Annotated in this window: 23 protein-coding genes and 1 riboswitch; all 23 genes read right to left on the bottom strand. The window is 41.4% G+C overall.

Annotation, left to right across the window (positions count from 1 at the left end):
• Positions 1-621: 621 nt before the first annotated feature.
• A complete protein-coding gene (locus P9L93_01130; protein MDP8229687.1) occupies positions 622-1329 on the bottom strand; it encodes a sulfite exporter TauE/SafE family protein in 708 nt (235 codons plus the stop codon).
• Positions 1322-4567 (bottom strand): cellobiose phosphorylase, encoded by a 3246-nt coding sequence (locus P9L93_01135; GenBank protein ID MDP8229688.1) that lies wholly within the window; start codon positions 4565-4567, stop codon positions 1322-1324. The genes P9L93_01130 and P9L93_01135 overlap by 8 nt, the downstream gene beginning before the upstream one ends.
• A 183-nt stretch (positions 4568-4750) precedes the next feature.
• Positions 4751-5362: an N-glycosylase/DNA lyase gene (locus tag P9L93_01140; GenBank protein MDP8229689.1), complete on the bottom strand. Its 612-nt coding sequence runs from the start codon at positions 5360-5362 to the stop codon at positions 4751-4753.
• Positions 5359-5595, bottom strand: coding sequence for a glutaredoxin domain-containing protein (locus P9L93_01145; GenBank protein MDP8229690.1), 237 nt, complete (start codon positions 5593-5595; stop codon positions 5359-5361). Before P9L93_01145 ends, P9L93_01140 begins: the two co-directional genes overlap by 4 nt.
• Entirely contained in the window at positions 5588-6067 is a 480-nt protein-coding gene (locus P9L93_01150; protein ID MDP8229691.1) for a ferritin family protein, read from the bottom strand. The genes P9L93_01145 and P9L93_01150 overlap by 8 nt, the downstream gene beginning before the upstream one ends.
• 18 nt (positions 6068-6085) lie before the next feature.
• Positions 6086-6649, bottom strand: a complete 564-nt coding sequence (locus P9L93_01155) for a flavodoxin family protein (protein ID MDP8229692.1) — start codon at positions 6647-6649, stop codon at positions 6086-6088.
• Positions 6649-7221, bottom strand: coding sequence for a rubrerythrin family protein (locus P9L93_01160; protein ID MDP8229693.1), 573 nt, complete (start codon positions 7219-7221; stop codon positions 6649-6651). The genes P9L93_01155 and P9L93_01160 overlap by 1 nt, the downstream gene beginning before the upstream one ends.
• Entirely contained in the window at positions 7218-8378 is a 1161-nt protein-coding gene (locus P9L93_01165; GenBank protein ID MDP8229694.1) for an FprA family A-type flavoprotein, read from the bottom strand. The genes P9L93_01160 and P9L93_01165 overlap by 4 nt, the downstream gene beginning before the upstream one ends.
• Positions 8375-9067 carry a rubredoxin gene (locus P9L93_01170; GenBank protein MDP8229695.1) on the bottom strand — a complete coding sequence of 231 codons (693 nt, stop codon included), beginning with the start codon at positions 9065-9067 and terminating at the stop codon, positions 8375-8377. Before P9L93_01170 ends, P9L93_01165 begins: the two co-directional genes overlap by 4 nt.
• Positions 9045-10358, bottom strand: coding sequence for a hydroxylamine reductase (gene hcp, locus P9L93_01175; protein ID MDP8229696.1), 1314 nt, complete (start codon positions 10356-10358; stop codon positions 9045-9047). Before hcp ends, P9L93_01170 begins: the two co-directional genes overlap by 23 nt.
• 1 nt (position 10359) lies before the next feature.
• Positions 10360-10608, bottom strand: a complete 249-nt coding sequence (locus tag P9L93_01180; protein ID MDP8229697.1) for a phosphohydrolase — start codon at positions 10606-10608, stop codon at positions 10360-10362.
• A 1-nt stretch (position 10609) separates the two neighbouring features.
• A complete protein-coding gene (locus tag P9L93_01185; GenBank protein MDP8229698.1) occupies positions 10610-11368 on the bottom strand; it encodes a 4Fe-4S binding protein in 759 nt (252 codons plus the stop codon).
• 4 nt (positions 11369-11372) lie between these two features.
• Positions 11373-11777 (bottom strand): Rrf2 family transcriptional regulator, encoded by a 405-nt coding sequence (locus tag P9L93_01190; GenBank protein ID MDP8229699.1) that lies wholly within the window; start codon positions 11775-11777, stop codon positions 11373-11375.
• A gap of 34 nt (positions 11778-11811) precedes the next feature.
• Positions 11812-12513, bottom strand: coding sequence for a twin-arginine translocase subunit TatC (gene tatC / locus P9L93_01195; protein MDP8229700.1), 702 nt, complete (start codon positions 12511-12513; stop codon positions 11812-11814).
• Positions 12514-12539: 26 nt separating this feature from the next.
• A complete protein-coding gene (locus P9L93_01200; GenBank protein MDP8229701.1) occupies positions 12540-13217 on the bottom strand; it encodes an aromatic aminobenezylarsenical efflux permease ArsG family transporter in 678 nt (225 codons plus the stop codon).
• Between the two features lie 11 nt (positions 13218-13228).
• Positions 13229-13669 (bottom strand): nitrophenyl compound nitroreductase subunit ArsF family protein, encoded by a 441-nt coding sequence (locus P9L93_01205; GenBank protein MDP8229702.1) that lies wholly within the window; start codon positions 13667-13669, stop codon positions 13229-13231.
• Complete coding sequence (locus P9L93_01210; GenBank protein ID MDP8229703.1) at positions 13657-13887, bottom strand: thioredoxin family protein; 231 nt, start codon at positions 13885-13887, stop codon at positions 13657-13659. The genes P9L93_01205 and P9L93_01210 overlap by 13 nt, the downstream gene beginning before the upstream one ends.
• A 164-nt stretch (positions 13888-14051) precedes the next feature.
• Complete coding sequence (locus P9L93_01215; GenBank protein MDP8229704.1) at positions 14052-14516, bottom strand: Spy/CpxP family protein refolding chaperone; 465 nt, start codon at positions 14514-14516, stop codon at positions 14052-14054.
• 138 nt (positions 14517-14654) lie between these two features.
• A complete protein-coding gene (locus P9L93_01220) occupies positions 14655-15464 on the bottom strand; it encodes a sulfide-dependent adenosine diphosphate thiazole synthase (protein MDP8229705.1) in 810 nt (269 codons plus the stop codon).
• 13 nt (positions 15465-15477) lie between these two features.
• Positions 15478-16086, bottom strand: coding sequence for a thiamine phosphate synthase (gene thiE / locus P9L93_01225; GenBank protein MDP8229706.1), 609 nt, complete (start codon positions 16084-16086; stop codon positions 15478-15480).
• Positions 16083-16862, bottom strand: a complete 780-nt coding sequence (thiM, locus tag P9L93_01230; GenBank protein MDP8229707.1) for a hydroxyethylthiazole kinase — start codon at positions 16860-16862, stop codon at positions 16083-16085. The genes thiE and thiM overlap by 4 nt, the downstream gene beginning before the upstream one ends.
• A 49-nt stretch (positions 16863-16911) precedes the next feature.
• Positions 16912-17123: riboswitch (TPP riboswitch) on the bottom strand.
• A gap of 32 nt (positions 17124-17155) precedes the next feature.
• On the bottom strand, positions 17156-17521 hold the full coding sequence (locus P9L93_01235) for a YHS domain-containing protein (protein MDP8229708.1): 366 nt from the start codon (positions 17519-17521) through the stop codon (positions 17156-17158).
• Positions 17518-20670 carry a CusA/CzcA family heavy metal efflux RND transporter gene (locus P9L93_01240; GenBank protein ID MDP8229709.1) on the bottom strand — a complete coding sequence of 1051 codons (3153 nt, stop codon included), beginning with the start codon at positions 20668-20670 and terminating at the stop codon, positions 17518-17520. The genes P9L93_01235 and P9L93_01240 overlap by 4 nt, the downstream gene beginning before the upstream one ends.
• Between the last annotated feature and the right edge of the window lie 8 nt (positions 20671-20678).

A 20678-nucleotide genomic window follows, 5' to 3' on the forward strand; every position in this document is an offset into this window, starting at 1 on the left:
CTTGCTGGCCCATTGTGATAATATCCCTTTCTGCCATAATGCCTCCTTTTTAAAGAGTACATTATAGCACTTTCATTTAGGACATTTTAACTTTGCCTAAATAGGACATTATCACTTTGGTATTACAGGGTTTTTTGGGGTAGTTTTAAGCAACTTAGACTTTTGCACCACCCAGACTAGTGCTTTTGGAGGCATCGTTGGACCGTGCTTGCCCCGTTCCAAATTCTAGTCGATAATCAATTTATTGTTTGTAACTGATTGCGGGCAACTCTGATTGATCATTTGATGATATTTAAGAATTTGGAACGGGGCAAGCACGGTGTCTTTTTGAGCTCACAGGCTGGGGCCATTCGGCACATTAGGAAGATTTTGGCAAAAGTCCGCAAGGATTTACAGCGAGCCCCGTTCCAAATCAAAGATTTGGAACGGGGCAAGCAAATGACGGAACTGACCGAGCCCCGCAGGGGCGAGGGAATTCCGTCAAATTTGCGAGCTGTAAACCGTAGCGGACGGCAAAATCTCTCCAGTGCCGAATGGCCCTAGCCTGTGAGCTCAAAAAGACATTTTTCTCGCAAGTCCTACTAGTCTAGATGGTGTTAAAATAAATGGTAGGGGGTAACCCTACAACCCCAGTTGGATGGCGATGCCGCAGAGTAGGATGGTGGCGCCGGCTATGGCGTGGGTGTAGCGCTCGACCCGCCTCAATGGAATCAGATTTATCCCAAAGGACAAGATCAAGACCATACCAAGCATCGTAGCGATAGTTACGCTGCTGAATATCGCGGCTACAGTAATGATACCTGCGATACTGCTTTTTGCTGCAGGATACATGAGGATGGGTATTAGTGGCTCGCATGGGCCAAGTACAAATATTGTAAAAAGGACCCATGGTGTAATATTTGCCTTTTTCTCTCCGTGAACATGGGCATGTTCCTTCATGTGAGAGTGATCATGCGAATGGTTTATAGAATCTGAATGAAGGTGTAAATGTTTGTGAGGCCTATTTTTTATTGCCCTGTGTATCCCCCAGACCAGATACGTAAACCCAAACGCCATCAAGGCCCAGCCTGCGAGGTTTCCACGAAAACCCTCAAATACCTCTAATCTCATGACCGCGATGCCAAAAATAATTCCTATAGCCCCAAGAACAACAGAGCTCATCACATGGCCAAGCCCGCATAAAAACGTTATTACGCTTGTCTTTAACAAAGACCACTTTCGGGCCTTACTCATTACAATAAACGGGAGATAATGGTCAGGGCCAAAAAGCGTATGAATAAAACCGATCGAAGCTGCTGTAATGTATAAAGGAATCAATGCATTATCCAAGGTAAATATCTATCCTCTTTACTTTTCTGTCTCTTATGTCTTTTGAGTAAGGCGCCTCTATGATGTCTTTTTTTACCTCTACCTTTTTGCCGCTATCATATTTAATGACAAGAAAACGCGTCTTTACTGAATTTGCACCAGCTGTATTTTTCCTTCGAGGATTATGATAAGTGACTGTGGTCTTACCTAAAAACTTAAATGTAAAACTATTCTTCGGAAATCCATTCTTGGCCTTTTGAGTAAAAAGCCATCCTGGTAATACTGGGCTGAACTTCAGGCAAAGTTCTCCTTTGTTATTAAGAAAAAATGGCTTCTCCCCTACATTCATCAACAGCCATATAGTCATCATCTCTGCGGTTGAACCACTGAGCCTTGCCACAAAGCCCTTGCCGTGCAGCTTCTTGTCTGGAAATGCGCTAGATACTATAAAAGATGAATTCTCAAACACACTCCTTCCATAGACCTCTGGGTCCTGAAATGGTATAAGAAGGTTATTGAATTCCTCAAAGAATTCTTTATAAAGGCCTGCTCGCAGGATCTCTAAAAGATATTTGTACTCCATGTGCAGCCATATAGATTCATTCTCAAGCCACCCAGGCGTAAATACACTGGAGCGGCCCACCTCCTTTGAAATACCCTCAAGGGATTCATTGATCTTATACATCTTGAGCTTCTTGTCGTATAGGCCTGTTTTTTTCAATGCACTATACAGCGCCTTTTTCTTCTTTATATCCTTTTCAATCCTCATGGCCCGCACGTTTCCCTCTAAAAATAAAGGTATCTTGCTAGTCTTAAACGCTGTAGGCTCTACAAGAGGAAGTTCTGTTTTTGGATCTCGTTTATTCAGATTTTTGAATTTAGACACCTCGTTTGCAAAGTAAGTTGCATAAACCTTTTTGGACGGGATATATGTCTTTTTAATAACAGAGTCTATTTTTGAAAGAAATATTTTCAATATCCTTTCCAGCTCTGCAATGCTAAGTGTATTTTCAGTACCACTAAGACCAAGCTTGACCTTTTCCCTGTACTTTTCCTTTAATAAATTAGCCTTATTCCAATAATAAAAATCTTTTTTAGCCTTGGATGTCTTGATGAGCGATTCCAGCTTTGTTATAAAATCTTGTATTTCCCCTGCAAGCCTAATCTTCACTGCAGGGTTTAGATTTAGCTCTTTAAGCGCTTCTAATATAAAAACAATCTGTCTCTTTAACTCAAAGACCTCAGGCGTAGATGTCCCGAATAATCCTGGCAGGCCATTCATTGAATCGCACCAGCCTGGCTTATCTGCCTCCATCTCAATACCCCTGCCGCAAGGCCCTATAGACGCTATCTTATTTGCTATAATGCATAACATCTTGATAAGGAGCGTGGTCTTATATATCTTTCCTGTTCCTCTGGATGAACGCATTACATACGCGTCATCATGTCGTTTTTTTATCAGATGTTTCTTCTTAGAATCATGCCTCAAGGAATGATACTGCCTGACCTTACCCAATCCAACTAAAAGACATTTTTCAGAGACAGGCTTTACACAATGGCTATTATCGTAGAAGGTAAACTCTTTTTTATCCAGCAGGATCTCTTTTAGCTTCTCTGGATATATTGATAAAAAGCTCTCTACTAAATCAAGATTGTACGTCCAATGGTCTATCCAGAAACCCTCGCTGTGCGTGGCTTCGTATTTTGCATCGCAATTCCTTAAAAGTTCGCCCAGGAATTCATGCCATGGCCTCTTTAATTTAATGCCGGCCTTTTCAATGGTCATGAAAAGCTCTCCAGGGGAAAAATCATTCTGCAGGATATACTCTATCTTTCTTATAGCGTTTAGATCTACTTTTCCTTTAAAGGCATCTCTTAATAATACGTTATTCTTGACCCTGAATTTTACTCCGTGCAGGACTAAGGGGTTAAAGCCATCCAGTTGCTGCAGATTGTAAAAATTCAATATATTTGAATCACCTACATCAGGATTAAAGAACACGTCATTTCTGCGATTCTGATTTATGTCTCTGAAATTACCATTGCCCTGCGAGAAATATGTGGGATCTACATAAAATCTATTGTAATCCCTTTCCAGGTCGCCATGCTTTCTGGAATATACATAAAAGGTGGGCGATTGATCTCCGAAATTTACTGGATAGCCGCCGCGCATGACATTATCAAGAAATGTCTGTTTACAGTAAAGATCATACTTTTTCTCAGCTGAAGATGTGAAGACATCGTCCTGAAGTTTTTGTACAATTGTCTTATTTTCTTCTCTCTTATCTATAAAAAATTTCCTGTCGGTTAATCGCGATATCATTGAATTCAGTTTTTCTTTTGAGCCCATGTGGCCCATCAAGGAATAAAGCGTTACACTCCCTCCTTTTTTAAGCTTGGATGATGCAAGAGACATAGCGCATGGAAGTTTATTCTGACTTCTCTGCGAATCAGGCACTTTGAACCCTGGCTCATTTACAAAATGTATGGGATGCGAAAAATCATTGATCTCTCCGAAAATCAATTTCGGATCAACAAAGACAGGCAGGCATTCTGCCTTTTTCCCGTATTTAGATAAGGAGCTCAGGTAAAAATTTCCCTCGCTTATAAAAGATGTCTCAGATATGTCACTAGGATCTACCTTTAACCTATAAAACGGCGCGCCCTTTGCTATATTTTCCACAAGCATCCATGCCTCAACAGTACGCCTCATCTTTTGAAGAAAGAAATTATTCACGCCATAAGGTATAAAAAGAGGCGCGCCGTCCAATATCTCCATTTTCAAATCTTTTTTTGATATATTCTTTAATGTAACTACCCTTGCAAGGCCGGCAAAAGACTCGCCTGGTATAGTAAAATAATCTACTTCTACTTCAATGCCGAGCTCGTGATTGACTTCCTTAAGCCTGAGCTCGTGAGAGCTAATGAACATCTTTTGAATCGCATTAGAGTTCACGCAAAATGGTTCATACAGGATAGTCCCTTTTTTAGCCTTTATTTTTATAAATGTGCGGAAGCCTTGCGAAGATACAAGCTGGTAGGCCCTATTCGCGGGCAGAAATTCCATGATAGGGCTGTCTTTACTCTTAATGCCAAAACTGCACATACACTGGGCCCTATTGACATAGAACGCCCACATAGGCTTTCCAAATAGTCCTGCTATGCCTGGTAAGAAACTAGAGAAATTCCCTGCCTGGTTATAGTTTTCTATGATAAATTCGTTATTGGCGTCTATATAGTACTTTACAGACTTTTTCATATGGAGTAATTTTAACAGATAGGTCAAAACTTAGCAAGTAAATTAACCCGTTCCACCTCGTAGGTGGAACGGGTTAAGCAGTTTTAGCTCATGCCCGGGAGCTAATACAGCAGCCCTCTTTGCAGTGAGCTACAGGTCTTAGCATATATCTAACTATAATATCCATACTATCCCTCCCTTGGTTTATTTGAATATAATCCCTGTCTCCGTAGACCAGAACAAAAGGTCTATTTCATCCAGTGGAATATTCAATTGTTGAAAAAACTCTCTCATCTTGTTTTCTATTTTTATGTATTCTTTTTTAGTCAATGACTCTGGTATTTTCTTTATAATCCCGTATCTTTTCAGATTCTTAAGTATATGCCTGTCGAGTATAGCCAGGTCCTGGCCAAATCCTATGTTTCTTAAAAAATGACTTGCCTCTTTATAGCCAAGGCCTTTGATGTTTTTAACGAGCCAATCCCTGGCCCTGATAAGGTCTTTTGTGTCAATCATGGCCTTTAAATCTGAACATTTTCTTGCCTCGACTAAATACCGCGCCTTATTATTAGGAAAGCGCACACCTTTTAAACAGCGCCTCACGTCTCCCTGGGAGCCTTTAAAAAGTAAATCGTGTCTCTGTAGTCTCTTTATAGCCTGATCGCAAATAACTGCCTTTGCCTGTGGTGTCAATATACAGAAACAGAGCTCAGCGAATATATCCTTATCGCCTCTTTTATAGACATGCTGAAACTCCTGCAACCTGTTTCGTATATCTATTTTTTTCTTTTTATAACTGTCCAAAAGACTTTTCATATATCGAGCGCCTTAGATATCGCTTCTTTATCAAAACCTACTATTATCTGGCCGTCAATATCAAGGACAGGCACGCCCACCTGTCCTGATTTATCCATCATCTTCTTACCTGCATCAGGATCAGCACCTACATCTATATCCTCGAATGCTATATTCTTCTCTTTAAGAAAATCCTTTGCCCTGTGACAATAAGGGCAGGTGGATGTCGAATATACCTTTACGCTTTTACTCATAAAGCCCCCTTAATTCTATCAATTTCCTGAGATGCGACTGTTCTTCTTCGAGGAGCTTTTCGATGATCTTTTGTTCGCCCTCTAAGGCAAACTTTTTCATCTCATGATAAAAAAGGATCGAGTCTTTTTCAAATCCAATGCCTGCATCCACTGCGTCCTTCTCGCTCTTAATGCCCTTGGCTATTTCAGCGCCTTTATTTGCCTTTGTAAATACATATCCTTCTGAGAGCGCCCTGAGATAAGCAAAATATTCACCTGGATATGCCTCAGATGGTTCGTATTTCTTGACCTGAGCAAGTAGATTTTCGAATCTCTTTATGTGCTTATCCTCTTCGCCTCCAAGAAATTCAAAGATCTCTTTTGCCTTTTGACTTTTTGATATTTTTACTACACCATCGTAAAAGGCCTTGCCATTCTTTTCTATCTGTATTCCAATTTCTACAACTTCAGGACCTGAAAAAAGATTTGCCATCTCCTGCCCTCCTCATATTTAAGAAACCATTTTTATGCCTAACTTGAATGCCTTTTCCAAACAGTCAGTGTGTTTCTGCATGTCACCTTTGTCGTCTATCTTTGAACAGAAAAGTTCTGCCTTGTAATCTATATTAATAATAGCGAATAAATTCCTGACTATTGACTTCGCATTGTCAAAAAAGTCTTTCCTGTCTGAGCCCTCAACAGAAATAAAGGCGCCCTTTATTCTTTTATATCCAATATCTTTTTTTAATACAAATTTTGCCTTCCATGCGCACTGGAAACGGTCTATCATCATCTTTGTCTGCGCGGTCAGGCTGCCAAAAAATATCGGCGAGGCAATGATCAGGACATCCGTGGTTCTGATATTATCATAAAGCCTCTGCATATCATCTTCAAGAACACAGCCGCCATCATCCTTGATCGTTTCGCATTCCTGGCACGGAGAAAATTTTAGTTCATTAAGAATGATCTTCTCTGTCAGGGCGCCCTTGCTCCTGGCACCTTCAAGAACCTTGTCTAAAAGGATATCTGTATTACCGCCTGTTCTGGGACTTCCGTTAACACCTAAAACTTTCATCAGTAATTCTCGCAGAGCAGTTCGTAATGCGCTTGTGGATGAGCGCATGCAGGACATTCCTTAGGCGCCTCTTTGCCCTCATGCACATAGCCGCAATTTCGGCATTTCCATTTTACTATTCTTTCTTTCTTAAATACAGTCCCATCTTTTATATTTTTCAGTAGTTTTCTATATCTTTTCTCATGCTCTTCCTCGACCTCTGCTATCTCTTTGAACTGATCCGCTATCTCGTTAAAACCTTCTTCGCGCGCTGTCTTTTCCGCGTCCTTGTAGAGCTTTGTCCACTCCATATTTTCACCAGCCGCTGAGGCTTCGAGGTTCTGGCTAGTATCACCTATTACTCCTGCTGGATATGATGCCTGGATCTCCACTTCTCCGCCCTGAAGCAGCTTAAAAAACCTCTTTGCATGTTCTTTCTCGTTTTCAGCTGTTTCTAAAAATATTGATGCTATCTGTTCGTATCCTGCCTTTTTTGCAACACTCGCAAAATAGGTGTACCGATTTCTTGCCTGCGACTCCCCTGCGAACGATGCCAGGAGATTTTTTTCTGTCTTTGATCCTTTTAACTTCATAGTGCCTCCCTTATCTTTTGTTTTAATTCCTCTAATTCTTTATCATCTGGAATGTACTGTATCTTCAAACCCTTTAAAGGCTGCTCGAATTTACACGCCTCAAAAATCTTTTCTATCTCGCCAATGCTCTGACCTCCCCAGCCATATGAGCCAAAGGCAAAGCCAACCCTATTTTTTGGCGCAAGGCCTTTCATATAAGTCAAAAAAGCTGAAACAGTAGGCATTATACCATTATTCAGAGTAGGTGAACCAACGCATATATACTTCGCCTCTAAGACCTCGGCCATTATATCAGAGATATGATCTGTAAGAAGGCTTTTCATTGTACAATTTATGCCTTTTTCTTTAAATGCATTTTCGATTGTATGCGCCATTTTTTCAGTACTATGCCACATTGTATCATAGACAATGACTGCTTTTTTATCGCATGTATTAGTAGACCATTTTTTATAAAAATCTATGATATTCTTTAGTTTTTTGCGCCAGATCAATCCATGGCTCGGCGCTATCATATCTATATCGAGTGAACCAACAACCTCTAATGCCTTTTGTACCTGCTGGCCATATGGAAGTACGATATTTGCATAATACTTTGCTGCTTCTTCTTTAATAATATCCCACTTAAGCTCGTCGACAAAACGCTCATCTGATGCAATATGCTGGCCAAATGCATCATTAGACAAAAGCAGCTTCTCTTCAGAAACATAGGTCACCATTGAGTCAGGCCAATGCACCATTGGCACACATACGAATTTCAGATTTCTCTTACCTATATTAATAGAATCGCCTGAATTAACTACCTTAAAATCCCAATCCTTCTTAAAGTGCCTTTTTAGCCCCTTTGCGCCATTAGGAGAGCACACAAGCGTTGCATTTTTTGCTATTTCCATCATCCTTGGTAATCCACCAGAGTGATCCATCTCAGTGTGATTTGAAATAATATAATCTATTTTTGCTGGATCAACTATCTTCTTAATTCTCTCAAGCATCTCGTCAAAAAGATAGTGTTTAACAGTGTCCACGAGCACTATCTTTTCATCTATTATGAGATAGGCATTATAGGTAGATCCACGCTGCGTGAGATAACCATGAAAATTCCTTAGATCCCAATCAATCGCCCCGACCCAATATATGCCTTTTTTAATCTCCAATCTCATCCTTCCTTTACGAATTGGTCTTTGGTGGCGCCGCAGATTGGGCAGACCCAGTTATCTGGTAACTTTTCAAATGGCGTGCCTGGCTGGACTCCGTTATCTGGATCACCTGCTGCTGGATCATAGATATAATTACAGACTTCACATCGATATTTCTGCATCTTGATACCTCCTGTAGCCATGCCTTCTCCTTTAATAAAGGTAGGCGCTGTCTTTGGTGTTGTGCCGCGTTTTACCTGGTGATAATAAGCATATGTCATAGGAGTACCTGTTTTCAAAATCTCAGATTCTAACATCTCTCCTAAAAAAAGCGTATGCGTGCCACAATCAAGCTTATTTACTACTTTTGCATCAAAATAGCCAAGTGAATAATCCACAACTACTGGACATCCAGAAGAAAGCCTTTTAGACTTGATCCCCTTAAACTTATCTTCTTTCCTACCTGAGGCAAAACCAAACTTGCCTATGAAATTAAGCGGTGTATCTTCTGACAATATAGAGACGCTGAATCTGCTGCTTTTTTCTATAAATTCATGCGTCAGATTCTGCTTATTAATGCTTACTGCAACAGTTACAGGGTCACTTGTTATCTGAATGACAGCATTCGCGATCTGACCATTTAAAGAATCGCCTTTATTTGAAGCAACGATGTACATGCCATAGCCAATATTATGCAGAACATTTGGATCCATATCTCTCTAATGCCTCCTTTAAATCTTTCTGGGGTTCGCCAATCAATTTTAGATCAAAATTTTTCTGAAGCACCTCAAATACATTCTTGGAAATAAAGGCAGGGGGTGTTGGCCCAATATACATACCTTTTATACCAAGATACAATAAAGATAAAAGTATTGCAACTGCTTTTTGCTCAAACCAGGAAAGCACCAGCGTCAATGGCAAGCCATTTACATCAGTATTAAATGCCTTTGCTAATGCAGCTACTATCTGTACTGCAGAATAGGCATTATTACACTGACCTACGTCCAGGAGTCGTGGGATACCGTCTATGTCTCCAAAATCTAGTTTATTAAAACGATATTTTCCGCACGCCAGAGTAAGGATTACAGAATCCTTAGGTACTGATTCAGCAAATTCTGTGTAATAGTTGCGTCCTGGTTTTGCTCCATCGCATCCGCCGATTAAAAAGAAATGTTTTATCTTCCCAGATTTGACAGCTCCTACTATCTTTTCTGCCAGACCAAGCACTGCTGTGTGGTGAAAACCAGTCATGATCTTTTTACCAGGCGCCTCAGGTAGTGCGGGTAAAGACTTTGCTTTTTCTATTAACTTACTGAAGTCTTTTCTGTCTTTTATATGATTAGCGCCAGTGACTCCAGTAATACCTATAGTAAAGAGCCTGTCCTGATAAGTATCTTTGGGCGGGATCAACACACAATTCGTAGTAGCCAGAATCGCTCCTGGAAATTCCTTGAATTCTTTTTTCTGGTCCTGCCATGCGCTGCCAAAATTACCGACCAGGTGCGTGAATTTCTTTAATTCAGGGTAGCCATGTGCAGGAAGCATTTCGCTGTGAGTATAGACATTGATCCCGGTTCCTTGTGTTTGTTTTAAAAGCTCATAAAGATCCAAAAGGTCATGACCTGTAATAAGTATACCGGGGCCCTTTTTTGTCCCTGTCTCAACCTCTGTAGGCACGGGATTTCCAAATCTATCTGTGTGCGCCTTATCGAGAAGTTCCATCACCTTAAGATTTATTTCTCCGCACTTCAGAACCATCTCAAGATACTGGTTCAAATCAAAGCTCACGTTCGTCACTGTCTTAAACAATGCCTCGTGCATGAATGCATCAACAGTCCCGTCTTTTGCGCCTAATTCCCTTGCGTGATACGCGTAAGCTGCTATGCCCTTGAGGCCAAAAAGCAATATATCCTGAAGACTCTGTATATCCTCATTCTTTCCACACACGCCCATCTTTGTACATCCGCTTCCGCCTGCTGTTTGTTCACATTGATAGCAAAACATATTAGCCCTCCTTTTGTTTTCGTTTTTTATATTTTTTATACTTCTCTGGGCCTATACAATCTTTTGCCATGCTGCACCAGTCAAGGCATGATTGCGGCATATCTCTTGAGACCTTTTTTTTGCAATGCGGACAAGTAGTATCCGCTTCATCTGACCAGATCTCTACCTCTTTTCCGCACTTGCATTTTATATTCTCAGGAAAAGGCTCTTTGATTCTTTTAGAACCCGGGCATCCGTCAAAAAAACTCACGCTATGCCTCCTTTATATCGCCTTTGATCCCCACAATCACTTTCTCTAAAGGAATCTTTTTGCCAGATAGTCGCAAGGCCTCTTTGACGATCTGAATCAAGCCAAAACAACACGGTACCTCCATGTGAAGAACCGTGATGCTTTTGATATTATTCAATTTAAAAAGTTCTGCCAGTTTTTCTTCATATATAGTAGCCGCATCAAGCTTCGGACAACCAATAAGAAGCACCTTGTCCCTCAGGAAATCCTGGTGAAAATCAGGATATGAAAACGCCACACAATCCGCAGCTATAACCAGATCCGCTTCCTTTAAATAAGGCGCTTCCACAGGCACAAGCATGAGCTGTATAGGCCAATTTCCTAATTCAGGCTCGCTCTTGACCCTCCCTTGTCTCTTGTCCCTTGCCTGCCCCGTACGAAATCTTTGATTTTCGTATGGGGTCCCTTGTCCCTTACTAAGCGTTTTCACTGCTGTTCCAGGACAACCACAGGGTAATTCTTTCTTCTCGCGCTTCTCAAGCTCCTCCAAATGCTTCTTTGTAGCCTTCTCATCAAAACCAGCTGACTCTCTTTCCTCTATAGTTATAGCATCTTCAGGACAATGCCCAAGACACGCGCCCAGACCATCGCAGTAGATCTCTTTCACGAGCTTTGCCTTTCCATCTATTATCTGAAGCGCGCCTTCTGCGCAATTAGGGATACAAAGTCCGCAGCCCGTGCATTTTTCTTCGTCTATTTTTACGATTTTCCTTTTTGCCATGATCTTACTCCTTTAATAGAGATGCTATTGTAATCTTTTCTAATTCTTGCTTTACTAAGAGACAAATGCCTTTTAATTTTTTTCTAAGGACGCACTTCTTTACATTCGGACAGATCTTGCCTTTTAAAAGGCAGTTCGTAAAATCCAGTTTTCCTTGAAAGATTTCAATCAAATCTATCAGTCGTATTTTACTTGGGGATTTTTGAAAAGAAAATCCGCCTCTTTTCCCCTTGTGAGAGCGAAGCACCTTTTTCCTTGCCAGCTCCTGAAGTATTCTCCTTAAAAATCTCTCAGGCAGACGCTCCTCTTTGACAATCTCATCCACTGTTATAATGTCACTCTTAGATGAGCGTGCCATGAACACTAGGGCCCGTATCGCATAATCTGTATCTCTTGCAATGAAATTCATAATGATACTAATATAGTATTATTATCTAATTTTGTCAAGCCTTTTTTGAAGAAATCTTTGAAAGGAAGATGCTCAGCTCATAAAGCACTATTAAAGGTATAGCCATAAGGCATTGCGTGATTACATCAGGTGGGGTAAGAATTGCGCCTATTATAAAGATTATCAAGATAGCATACTTCCTGTTCTTTGCCAGGGTCTGTGGTTTTACAATACCTGTCTTTGTAAGTAACAGTATTATTAAAGGAAGCTGAAAGACCAGGCCAAATACCAGCGTAAGCATGCATACAAAAGACACATACTTGCCTACGCTTATCATAGGGATAACATTTACTGTGCCAAAACTCATAAGAAACTTTATCCCTATGGGCACAATCAAAAAATACCCGAAGTAGCTGCCTATTACAAAAAATATAAATGAAAAAAATACATATAAAGAGGCGTATCTTCTTTCCCTCTTTTTTAAGCCTGCTGATATAAAATCCCAGACCTGATAGAGTATAAATGGCGAGGAAAAATACAGCCCTCCAAAAAGCGCGATCTTTATATTGGTAATAAACGCCTCCTGTGGCGCAATAAATACAAGCGTACCGTCCAGGGGCCTGACTAAATGCGAGAAAATCTTATCTGTAAAGGTATAGACAAATATAGACGCGACAATCATAAAAATAACTGATTTCATGATCGTACGTCTCAATTCTTCCAGGTGGCCGATAAAATTAAGTCTCTTGCCTGGCATATAAAAACCTTAAACCCTTCTTGTTTCTAAAATTTTAAAAGATAACTCCATATATAATAACAACCTACAGCTATAAATATCGACCCTGTCGCCTTCCTCGCATATAACTCGAGCTTTGAAAAACGCTCGAACCATCGCAAGAACGATTTGACCCCTAATGCGATGATCACGGCGAAAAAAACAACCGGTAAGCCTGTGCCAATGCCGTATAGAAAAGGAAGGATAATCCCATATTTATGACTCAGTGATAGCGGGATCAAACTGCCAAAAAATAACGCCGCGGAGAGCGGACAAAATGACAGCGCGAAAATAACACCAAGTAAAAACGCGCCTCTCATACCCGACTGCGCCAGATATTTCTGTTTTTCCTGAGAAATAGAAATATTAGGCACGCTAAACCTGATGACATCCAGCAAAAACAGCCCTACGAGGATCAAGAGAGGGCCCAATATTTTATTCATATATCTCTGCAGGAAATTGGCAAGAGAAGGGATATTAACCAGGGATGTGATGATAATGCTTCCTAAAACAAAATAAGCGAACATGCGGCCAAATGTATACGCGAGTCCTGCCCGCAATACAAACTTTGGATCTGATGCCTGTTTGGATAAAAACGACACAGCGGCAATATTGGTCGCTAATGGACAGGGGCTTATTGAGGTAAGGATGCCGAACCAGAATGCTGAAAACAATACTATGATCATTTTTATCTAAACTACAGCTCGCTTAAAAAACCATTTACTTCTTTTTTGATATATTTATAAAATTTATCTTTATTGTCCAGATATTCCCAGACCTTTGGAAGGTTTTTATACTCCAGTTCCTTGCCGTCTCTTATGAAAGAAAGTACCACTGATTTTGTGTAAAGCCCGTAATCCTCGATAAAATGGGAGTTTTCTTTTTCATCAACATTTATAATTTTATACACCAGTTCTCCTGAGTCAAACTCTTTCACAAAATACTTATCAAGGGATTCTTTGGTGTATTTTTCTATCTTGTGGCAGTTAGAGCAGCGAAAACTACTATGGAAATAATAGGCTATTATGTGATCTCCGGGAGAAGAATCAGGCTCTTCTGCAGCCATAACGCTGAATGATGCTATAAAAAGAAAAAGCGCTATTGTAAAAACAGGTATAACGCGTTTTAAGAAATCCATTTAATTATCTCCTCAGGGGAGGATATCTTCCCTGATGCCTTTACCTTGCCGTCGATGACTATCGCGGGAGTCATCATAACGCCATAGTCGGTTATTTTATCCATGTCCTCTACTTTGATTATCTCGATTTCAACGCCTTTTCTTTTAGCGGCCTCTTGCGCATTGTTATAAAGCATATTACATCTCTGGCAACCCATTCCTAATATCTCTATTTTCATAATAATACAGGCGCAAGGCACAACAAGACATGTTCCCTGGCGTACCATTTTACAAGGGCCAAAGACTCAAAAAGCGGGCCCCTGAAAGGAAGACTCTCTACTGGAAAGTAGTAACTTATCAGGAAGCCCGCTATTATCAAAAAGAGCGTGTTTCTTCTATTCACTTATTTCTTGCCCATCATGCCAGTCTTGCCCATCTTGCCTTTGCTGCAAAGAGACTTCATTTTCTTCTTCTGATCTGCAGTAAGGGTGCTTTTAAGCACTGCGCATGCTGCTACCAGGGCTTTTGCTTTTTCTTTCTTAATCTCGTATTTCTTGTCGATAAGAACGTTTACTGCGTTCAGATCGATCGTATCCTCCCACATGCTTGCCTTTATATCAAGCGCAAGTATGTCGATCTCAGCCTTTTTCCTGATCAAATCCTTCTTGGTGCTGATCTTCAGGTCTTTTATCTTTTCTACCTGCTCATCTGTAAGACCTAACTCCTCCTGGTTCTTGATAATCATCATGGCCTTTTTATAGAATTTCCCACTAAGGTCACCATGACAGCCTTTCATCTTCCCATGCTCTGCATACACACTCGGCACCAAAAGACTGAGACACACTAAAACTAACAATACCTTCCTCATAATTCCCCCTTTCTTTTCTTTATTATACACCTAAAAACAAAGAATCCCAAGCAAAATCCTACTTGGGATGTAATATTCCCGCGGAAGAGGAAGTAGGCCAGGTTTAAACCTGGCCTACTTCCTCTTGTATTGTTGTCTTCAGTTAATCGACACTGGTTGAAGCGAATCTTTGCTTATGCCGACTATTCTTTCTTTGGCTAACTGGGCTACCTTCTTCCCTGAAACCAACATGCCGCCGAAGGTTGGGCCCATGCGCGGGATCCCGTATACAGCTGAGACAGCCATTCCAGTTACAAGCAGCCCTGGATAGATCTCGCCTGTTTTTTCAACGACCAAATCCTCAGAAGTATTCGCATCCATTGGCCCGCATTCCTTTATCTTAAGAATACCCCGCTTCTCCAGGCTTCTGCACACCCATGCATCATGACCAGTAGCATCGATCACAATCTTAGATTCCAGAGAAATAGGGTCAACACAGGTAATTTGTTTTGGAAGAGATGATATTGCTGTCCAGTTTATGACAACACCTTCCATCTTGTTATTTCGTATCACTGCATCATCAAATTTTGTCATGTTCAGGATCTTTGCACCTGCATCACATGCAGCTGAGATAAGCTTTGCGCATGCATTCGGGCCATCAGCTACAACCAATCCCTTTTCAACCTCTTTATAAGGTATCTTCAGCTCATCCAGAATCTCATCTGATGGGCTACGAAAAGTCACTGTATTCATAAGATATCCGCCGAGCCAAAAACCGCCACCTAGATAATTGTTTGCCTCGATAACTAAAGTCTTAATACCATCTTTTGCCAAATCCATTGCTGCTGTAAGTCCACTTGGCCCGCCACCTACGATAATTACATCTGAAATAATATAATCCTCGAGCCATTTGCTAAATTCCCTTACGATAGCTTTACTAATCTTCGCTTCAGTCACAGGATGAAACATGCTTTCCCCCTTCCTAGTTAAATAGAGCCTGGAATTTCTCTATTTCCTTCTTTACATCATCCTTTGTCAGGACTGCTGAAATCGCGCATACTGCGTCTGCTCCAGCATCCACGACCTCTTTTACATTGTCGAGGGTAATGCCACCTATTGCTGTAACAGGTACAGTGCAGTTCTTTTTTATCTCCTTTATGAGCTCAATACCGCAAGGCGCGCCTGCATCATGTTTTGTCGTGGTTGAAAATATCGGACTTACGCCTAAATAGTCAGCGCCTTTTTTCTCTGCCAGCACTGCCTCTTTTAGATCATGCACTGTTACGCCTATTGTCTTTGTCTTGCCCAAGAGCTTACGAGCAGTCTCGTATGGCATATCGCCCTGGCCTACATGCACACCATCTGCATCCACTGATAGAGCAGCACCCACTATGTCATTTATAATAAATAATGCCTTTCCCTCGCATATGTTCTTAAGCGTCTTTATTTCCTCAAGCAAAAACTCCATCTTGCTCGTTTTGCTTCTATATTGAACAACACTCACTCCAGCCTCAATAGCGCTTTTCACATCACTCCGGTTACCATTCTTACTAAGACCAGCATCTGTTACAAAATAATAACCTTTTATCATTCTACCCTCTTTAGTTTTTCTATTTTTTCTTTGTCCAGATTATAAATATGATCGAATAGCTTTACCTTAAATGTGCCTGGGCCGGCGCTATCCTTGTATGCAAGCTCTGCTGCGATCTCATAACACGCAAGGCCTGCTGCGCTCGCTTTAGCCAGATCTTTTTCAACAGCACTAAACGCGCCTATGACTGACGCTGCCATGCATCCTGTACCTACCACATGCGCCATCATATCGCAGCCATTTTTTACAATAATGTGCTTATCTTTAGTAGCTACTATATCTTCTTTTCCTGTTATAACCACTGTGGCATTTCTTTTTGCTGCAAGATGTTTTGCCAGCTCTATTAGATCTTTCTCAACTTCACTCGAATCTACACCCTTTGTCTGGACCTCTTCGCCTGCGATCCTGGCAACCTCTGAGGCATTGCCTTTTATAATATCAATCCTTGCACAATCCAGAAGCTCAAAACACTTTTCATCCCTTAATTTCGTAGCGCCTGCGCCGCATACATCCAGTGTAACGGGTATACCTTTTTTATTCGCTGATTTCGCGGCCTTTTTCATTGATTCAATAAATTCAGGTGTCAATGTACCTATATTAAGCACAAGCGCTGACGCCAGAGACGCCATATCCTCGACCTCTTCCGCAGCATGAGCCATTACAGGCGCAGCGCCAAACACCTTCACGATGTTAGCACAATCATAAATCGTGACCCAATTCGTAAGATGATGCACCAAAGGCTTCTCCGTCCTAACTTTCTGCAAAATACTATAGATGTCCATCAATTCCTCCTAATAAATAAAAAACCCTATGCTAATACATAGGGTTTTTACAAATCTTTTTCCCTACGCTGGCATTATCCAGTTCAGGTTCATCGGGTAATCCGCCTTGCCCCGTTCCAAATTCTTCAATATCATCAAATAATCTACAAGAATTGCCCGCAATTAGTTACAAACAATCAATAGATTATCGATTAGAATTTGGAATGGGGTCTAGCAGAACTCTCAGGCCGCTCACGACCTCCCCGTTGTTAACTAAATTAAAACATAGATACTACTTACTGTCAATATTAAAAACAGCAAGCGCTCATGCCGGCTTTTTTGCATACTTCTAAAACATTGATGTCAACGCCGCATTCAGGGCATTTGATCATGCATTCTTTCTTGATGTTTGCCATGTATTTTTCTGGGTCGCTGTTGAAAGTCTCTATGCAGCCAGGGCAGCAGAATCCTATTGTCTTTCCATTGTATTCTGTTTTATACTGCGTGTCTTTGCTGACTTCACCTTCCATAACAGGGCAAAGAGTATTGATCGCTTCTCCTGTTTCGCCGGATTTTGCAGATCCTGCGCCACACGCGCCACAACCTGCAAACGCAAGGCTAGATGATACAAAGAACACAAACACTACCACTAATAACGTTATGAGTTTTTTCATATGTTATCTCCTTTCTTAGTTTTCCTAAGCTGGGCTTCCTTAATCCAGCAGTATAAGACTGGCACAAGAATCAGATTAGAAAGTGTTGCTGTAACCAGGCCCCCGACTGTCGGGGATGCCATTGGTTTCATGATCTCAGAACCTGTACCTGTTGAAAGCATTACAGGGATCAGAGCGATGATCGTAGTCGTAGCAGTCATCATTGCCGGCCTTACCCTTAAGAGCCCGCCTTCAATAACAGTTTTTCGGATATCTTCTATGGTCTTTGGAACCTTTTTTTTAAACAAATCATCCAGGGTTGAAAGCAGTACCACAGCATTATCAGTTGCTACACCAAATAGCGCAATGAATCCAACCCACACAGCAGTAGAAAATTTAAATCCCAGGATGAATAATAAAATAATACCGCCCATGAGAGAAACAGGTATGCCTGTGGAGAGTATCAGTAAACTGCTAAAATTCTTAAACGCCACGTAAAGCAACATCAGTATAACGGCCAGAGCGATGATAAGCGATGGTATGAGCTTCTTTCTCGACTCCATCTCTGACTCGAACTGGCCTGACCAGGAAATAAAATATCCCTGAGGCAGTTTCAAATCTCCGTTATCTATTCTTTCTTTTACTGCCGCTTGAGCCTCATTTACAAAATCTATCAACCCGATTTTGTCCTGATTGACATTTACAAAGACCCTTGCGTAAGTCTGAGTGTCCTCTGAATTGATAACTGCCGGGCCAGGCACCCTTTTTAAAGTCGCAACCTGTGTCAAAGGTATGTGCTCGCCAGCCGGCGTGGGGATAAAAATCCTTTCCAGCGCTTCCGGCGAATCTCTTAATTCCCTCAGGTATCTTATCCTTACCGGATACCTCTCTCTTCCTTCGACCGTGGTAGTCAGATTCATGCCGCCTATTGCTGTCATTATTATATGCTGTATATCTCCTATTTTTACGCCAAAACGAGCGGCCTTTTCTCTGTCTATGTCTATCTCAAAATACGGCCTATTTGATGTGCGTTCGGCATACGGACTCACTGCGCCTTCTACCCCACTTACTATATCTTCTATCTTAACTGCGATCTCAACTATCTTTCCCAGATCAGTTCCAAAGACTTTGATACCCACTGGTGTCTGTATACCTGTGGCCAGCATATCTATTCTATTGCGTATTGGCTGTGTCATTATAGGGCTTACCCCAGGCATCCTGGTCTTTTCCTGGATCTCCTGAATGAGTTTCTCTCTGGTCATGCCTTTACGCCAGAATTTCTTGTCCTTAAGATGGATGATACTTTCGATCATGCTTACAGGCGCGGGATCTGTTGCAGTTTCTGCGCGGCCTAACTTACCTACTACCCACTTGACCTCTGGAAATTCATTTTTTATAATAATATCCTGTTTTTTCATAACCTCCATTACCTGCGTCAGAGACGCGCCAGGTAAAAATACAGGCATGAATAGAAGATCCCCCTCGTTCAAAGGAGGCATAAATTCCTGACCCATCATAGAGCCGCATAATAAACCTATCAGTATAACTGCAATAGAAATGAGAATTACTATTCCTTTATGCTTAAGGGACCAACGGATGATCGGGTTATATCCTTTATACAAGGCCCGGGCTGTCCTGTTTTCTTCAACAGGCCGCAATCTGCCCCTTAAAAAATAATAGCAAAGTGTTGGTAAAAGCATCAGGGCGATCACAGCAGCAGCTCCCATGGCAAATGTCTTTGTAAATGCGAGCGGCGTAAAGAGCTTGCCTGCCTGTCCTGTCAAAACAAAAACAGGGATAAACCCTACGATAGTCGTGAGAAGGGCAAACAGCACTGGCTTTCCAACTTCTTGCGCTCCGGATATGCAGACGTTCAGCCTTTCATCAGGCGCAAGCCGCTCCACGCCCAATTCTTTGAGCCTCGTAGCCAATCTTCTATAAATATTTTCTACCAGCACACAGCCAGAATCCACCATCACGCCTATGGCTATTGCAATACCGCCCAAAGACATGATATTCGCATCCACGCCATACTGGCGCATTAATATAAAGGAAAGAAGCACGCCTATCGGCAATACCATGGATATAACAGCGCTTCCCCCAAAATGCAGCAAGAATACAAGAATTACAAAAACTGTGATTATCATCTCCTGCATCAGGGCACTTTTTAATGTATTGATAGCCCGCATGATAAGGCCTGTTCTATCATAAAAGGGGACTATCTTTACTCCTTTAGGAAGGCCTACTGAGAGTTCATCTATTTTTTTCTTAATATTCTCTATCACTTTAAGGGGGTTTTCCCCATACCTCATTAAAATAACGCCGCCTGTAACTTCTTTTCCTTCTTTATCCAAAGCACCTCTACGGAATTCAGGACCTATTGTCACATTCGCGATATTCTTTATATATATCGGGGTACCTTCTTTAACATCTACGACAATGTTCTCTATATCAGAGACATTTTTTATAAAACCAACACCGCGGACAATGAACTCTATGCCCCCTTCTTCAAATACCTTTGCCCCTACATCTATATTGGACTTCTGGACAGAGGTTATGACTTCGTGGATTTTTATATCATGCGCTAAAAGTTTATTCGGGTCTATATCGATCTGATACTGCTTTACATATCCGCCAACTGATGCGACTTCTGATACGCCTTCAACCGCGGTCAACTGATAACGCACGTACCAATCCTGAATCGAACGAAGCTCTGCCAGATCATAGCCATCGCCCTCGACTGTATACCAAAAGATCTGCCCTAATGCAGTTGCGTCCGGGCCCAAGGTAATTTTTGCGTCACCAGGAATATCTCTTTTTGCAAAATCCAGCCTTTCCAGGACCCTGGTCCTTGCCCAATAATAATCTGTCCCCTCTTTGAAGATCATATTCACAAGGCCAAATCCGAACGCAGATGTCGAACGCACCACCTTTACTTTCGGCGTGCCCATCAGTCCTGTTGTCAACGGATATATGACCTGGTCTTCTACATCTCTGGGGCTTCTCCCCGGCCAATCAGCATAGACAATAACCTGAAGTTCGCCTATATCAGGTATTGCATCTATAGGGATCTCCTTCATTGAAGAAAATCCCCAGAAAATCAAAAGCGCAAACGTCGCTATGACCAGGAATCTATTTTTAAGACAAATTTCGATAATTTTATTTATCATGATATACC

Origin of the sequence: Candidatus Gorgyraea atricola, assembly GCA_030765235.1 — a bacterium.
Taxonomy (GTDB): Bacteria; Omnitrophota; Gorgyraeia; order Gorgyraeales; family Gorgyraeaceae; genus Gorgyraea; species Gorgyraea atricola.

Coding starts and splice junctions, on each gene's coding strand:
- P9L93_01135 (MDP8229688.1), bottom strand. CDS start 4,567: ATGAAAAAGTCTGTAAAGTACTATATAGACGCCAATAACGAATTTATC.
- P9L93_01140 (MDP8229689.1), bottom strand. CDS start 5,362: ATGAAAAGTCTTTTGGACAGTTATAAAAAGAAAAAAATAGATATACGA.
- P9L93_01145 (MDP8229690.1), bottom strand. CDS start 5,595: ATGAGTAAAAGCGTAAAGGTATATTCGACATCCACCTGCCCTTATTGT.
- P9L93_01150 (MDP8229691.1), bottom strand. CDS start 6,067: ATGGCAAATCTTTTTTCAGGTCCTGAAGTTGTAGAAATTGGAATACAG.
- P9L93_01155 (MDP8229692.1), bottom strand. CDS start 6,649: ATGAAAGTTTTAGGTGTTAACGGAAGTCCCAGAACAGGCGGTAATACA.
- P9L93_01160 (MDP8229693.1), bottom strand. CDS start 7,221: ATGAAGTTAAAAGGATCAAAGACAGAAAAAAATCTCCTGGCATCGTTC.
- P9L93_01165 (MDP8229694.1), bottom strand. CDS start 8,378: ATGAGATTGGAGATTAAAAAAGGCATATATTGGGTCGGGGCGATTGAT.
- P9L93_01170 (MDP8229695.1), bottom strand. CDS start 9,067: ATGGATCCAAATGTTCTGCATAATATTGGCTATGGCATGTACATCGTT.
- hcp (MDP8229696.1), bottom strand. CDS start 10,358: ATGTTTTGCTATCAATGTGAACAAACAGCAGGCGGAAGCGGATGTACA.
- P9L93_01185 (MDP8229698.1), bottom strand. CDS start 11,368: ATGGCAAAAAGGAAAATCGTAAAAATAGACGAAGAAAAATGCACGGGC.
- P9L93_01190 (MDP8229699.1), bottom strand. CDS start 11,777: ATGAATTTCATTGCAAGAGATACAGATTATGCGATACGGGCCCTAGTG.
- tatC (MDP8229700.1), bottom strand. CDS start 12,513: ATGCCAGGCAAGAGACTTAATTTTATCGGCCACCTGGAAGAATTGAGA.
- P9L93_01200 (MDP8229701.1), bottom strand. CDS start 13,217: ATGATCATAGTATTGTTTTCAGCATTCTGGTTCGGCATCCTTACCTCA.
- P9L93_01205 (MDP8229702.1), bottom strand. CDS start 13,669: ATGGATTTCTTAAAACGCGTTATACCTGTTTTTACAATAGCGCTTTTT.
- P9L93_01210 (MDP8229703.1), bottom strand. CDS start 13,887: ATGAAAATAGAGATATTAGGAATGGGTTGCCAGAGATGTAATATGCTT.
- P9L93_01215 (MDP8229704.1), bottom strand. CDS start 14,516: ATGAGGAAGGTATTGTTAGTTTTAGTGTGTCTCAGTCTTTTGGTGCCG.
- P9L93_01220 (MDP8229705.1), bottom strand. CDS start 15,464: ATGTTTCATCCTGTGACTGAAGCGAAGATTAGTAAAGCTATCGTAAGG.
- thiE (MDP8229706.1), bottom strand. CDS start 16,086: ATGATAAAAGGTTATTATTTTGTAACAGATGCTGGTCTTAGTAAGAAT.
- P9L93_01235 (MDP8229708.1), bottom strand. CDS start 17,521: ATGAAAAAACTCATAACGTTATTAGTGGTAGTGTTTGTGTTCTTTGTA.
- P9L93_01240 (MDP8229709.1), bottom strand. CDS start 20,670: ATGATAAATAAAATTATCGAAATTTGTCTTAAAAATAGATTCCTGGTC.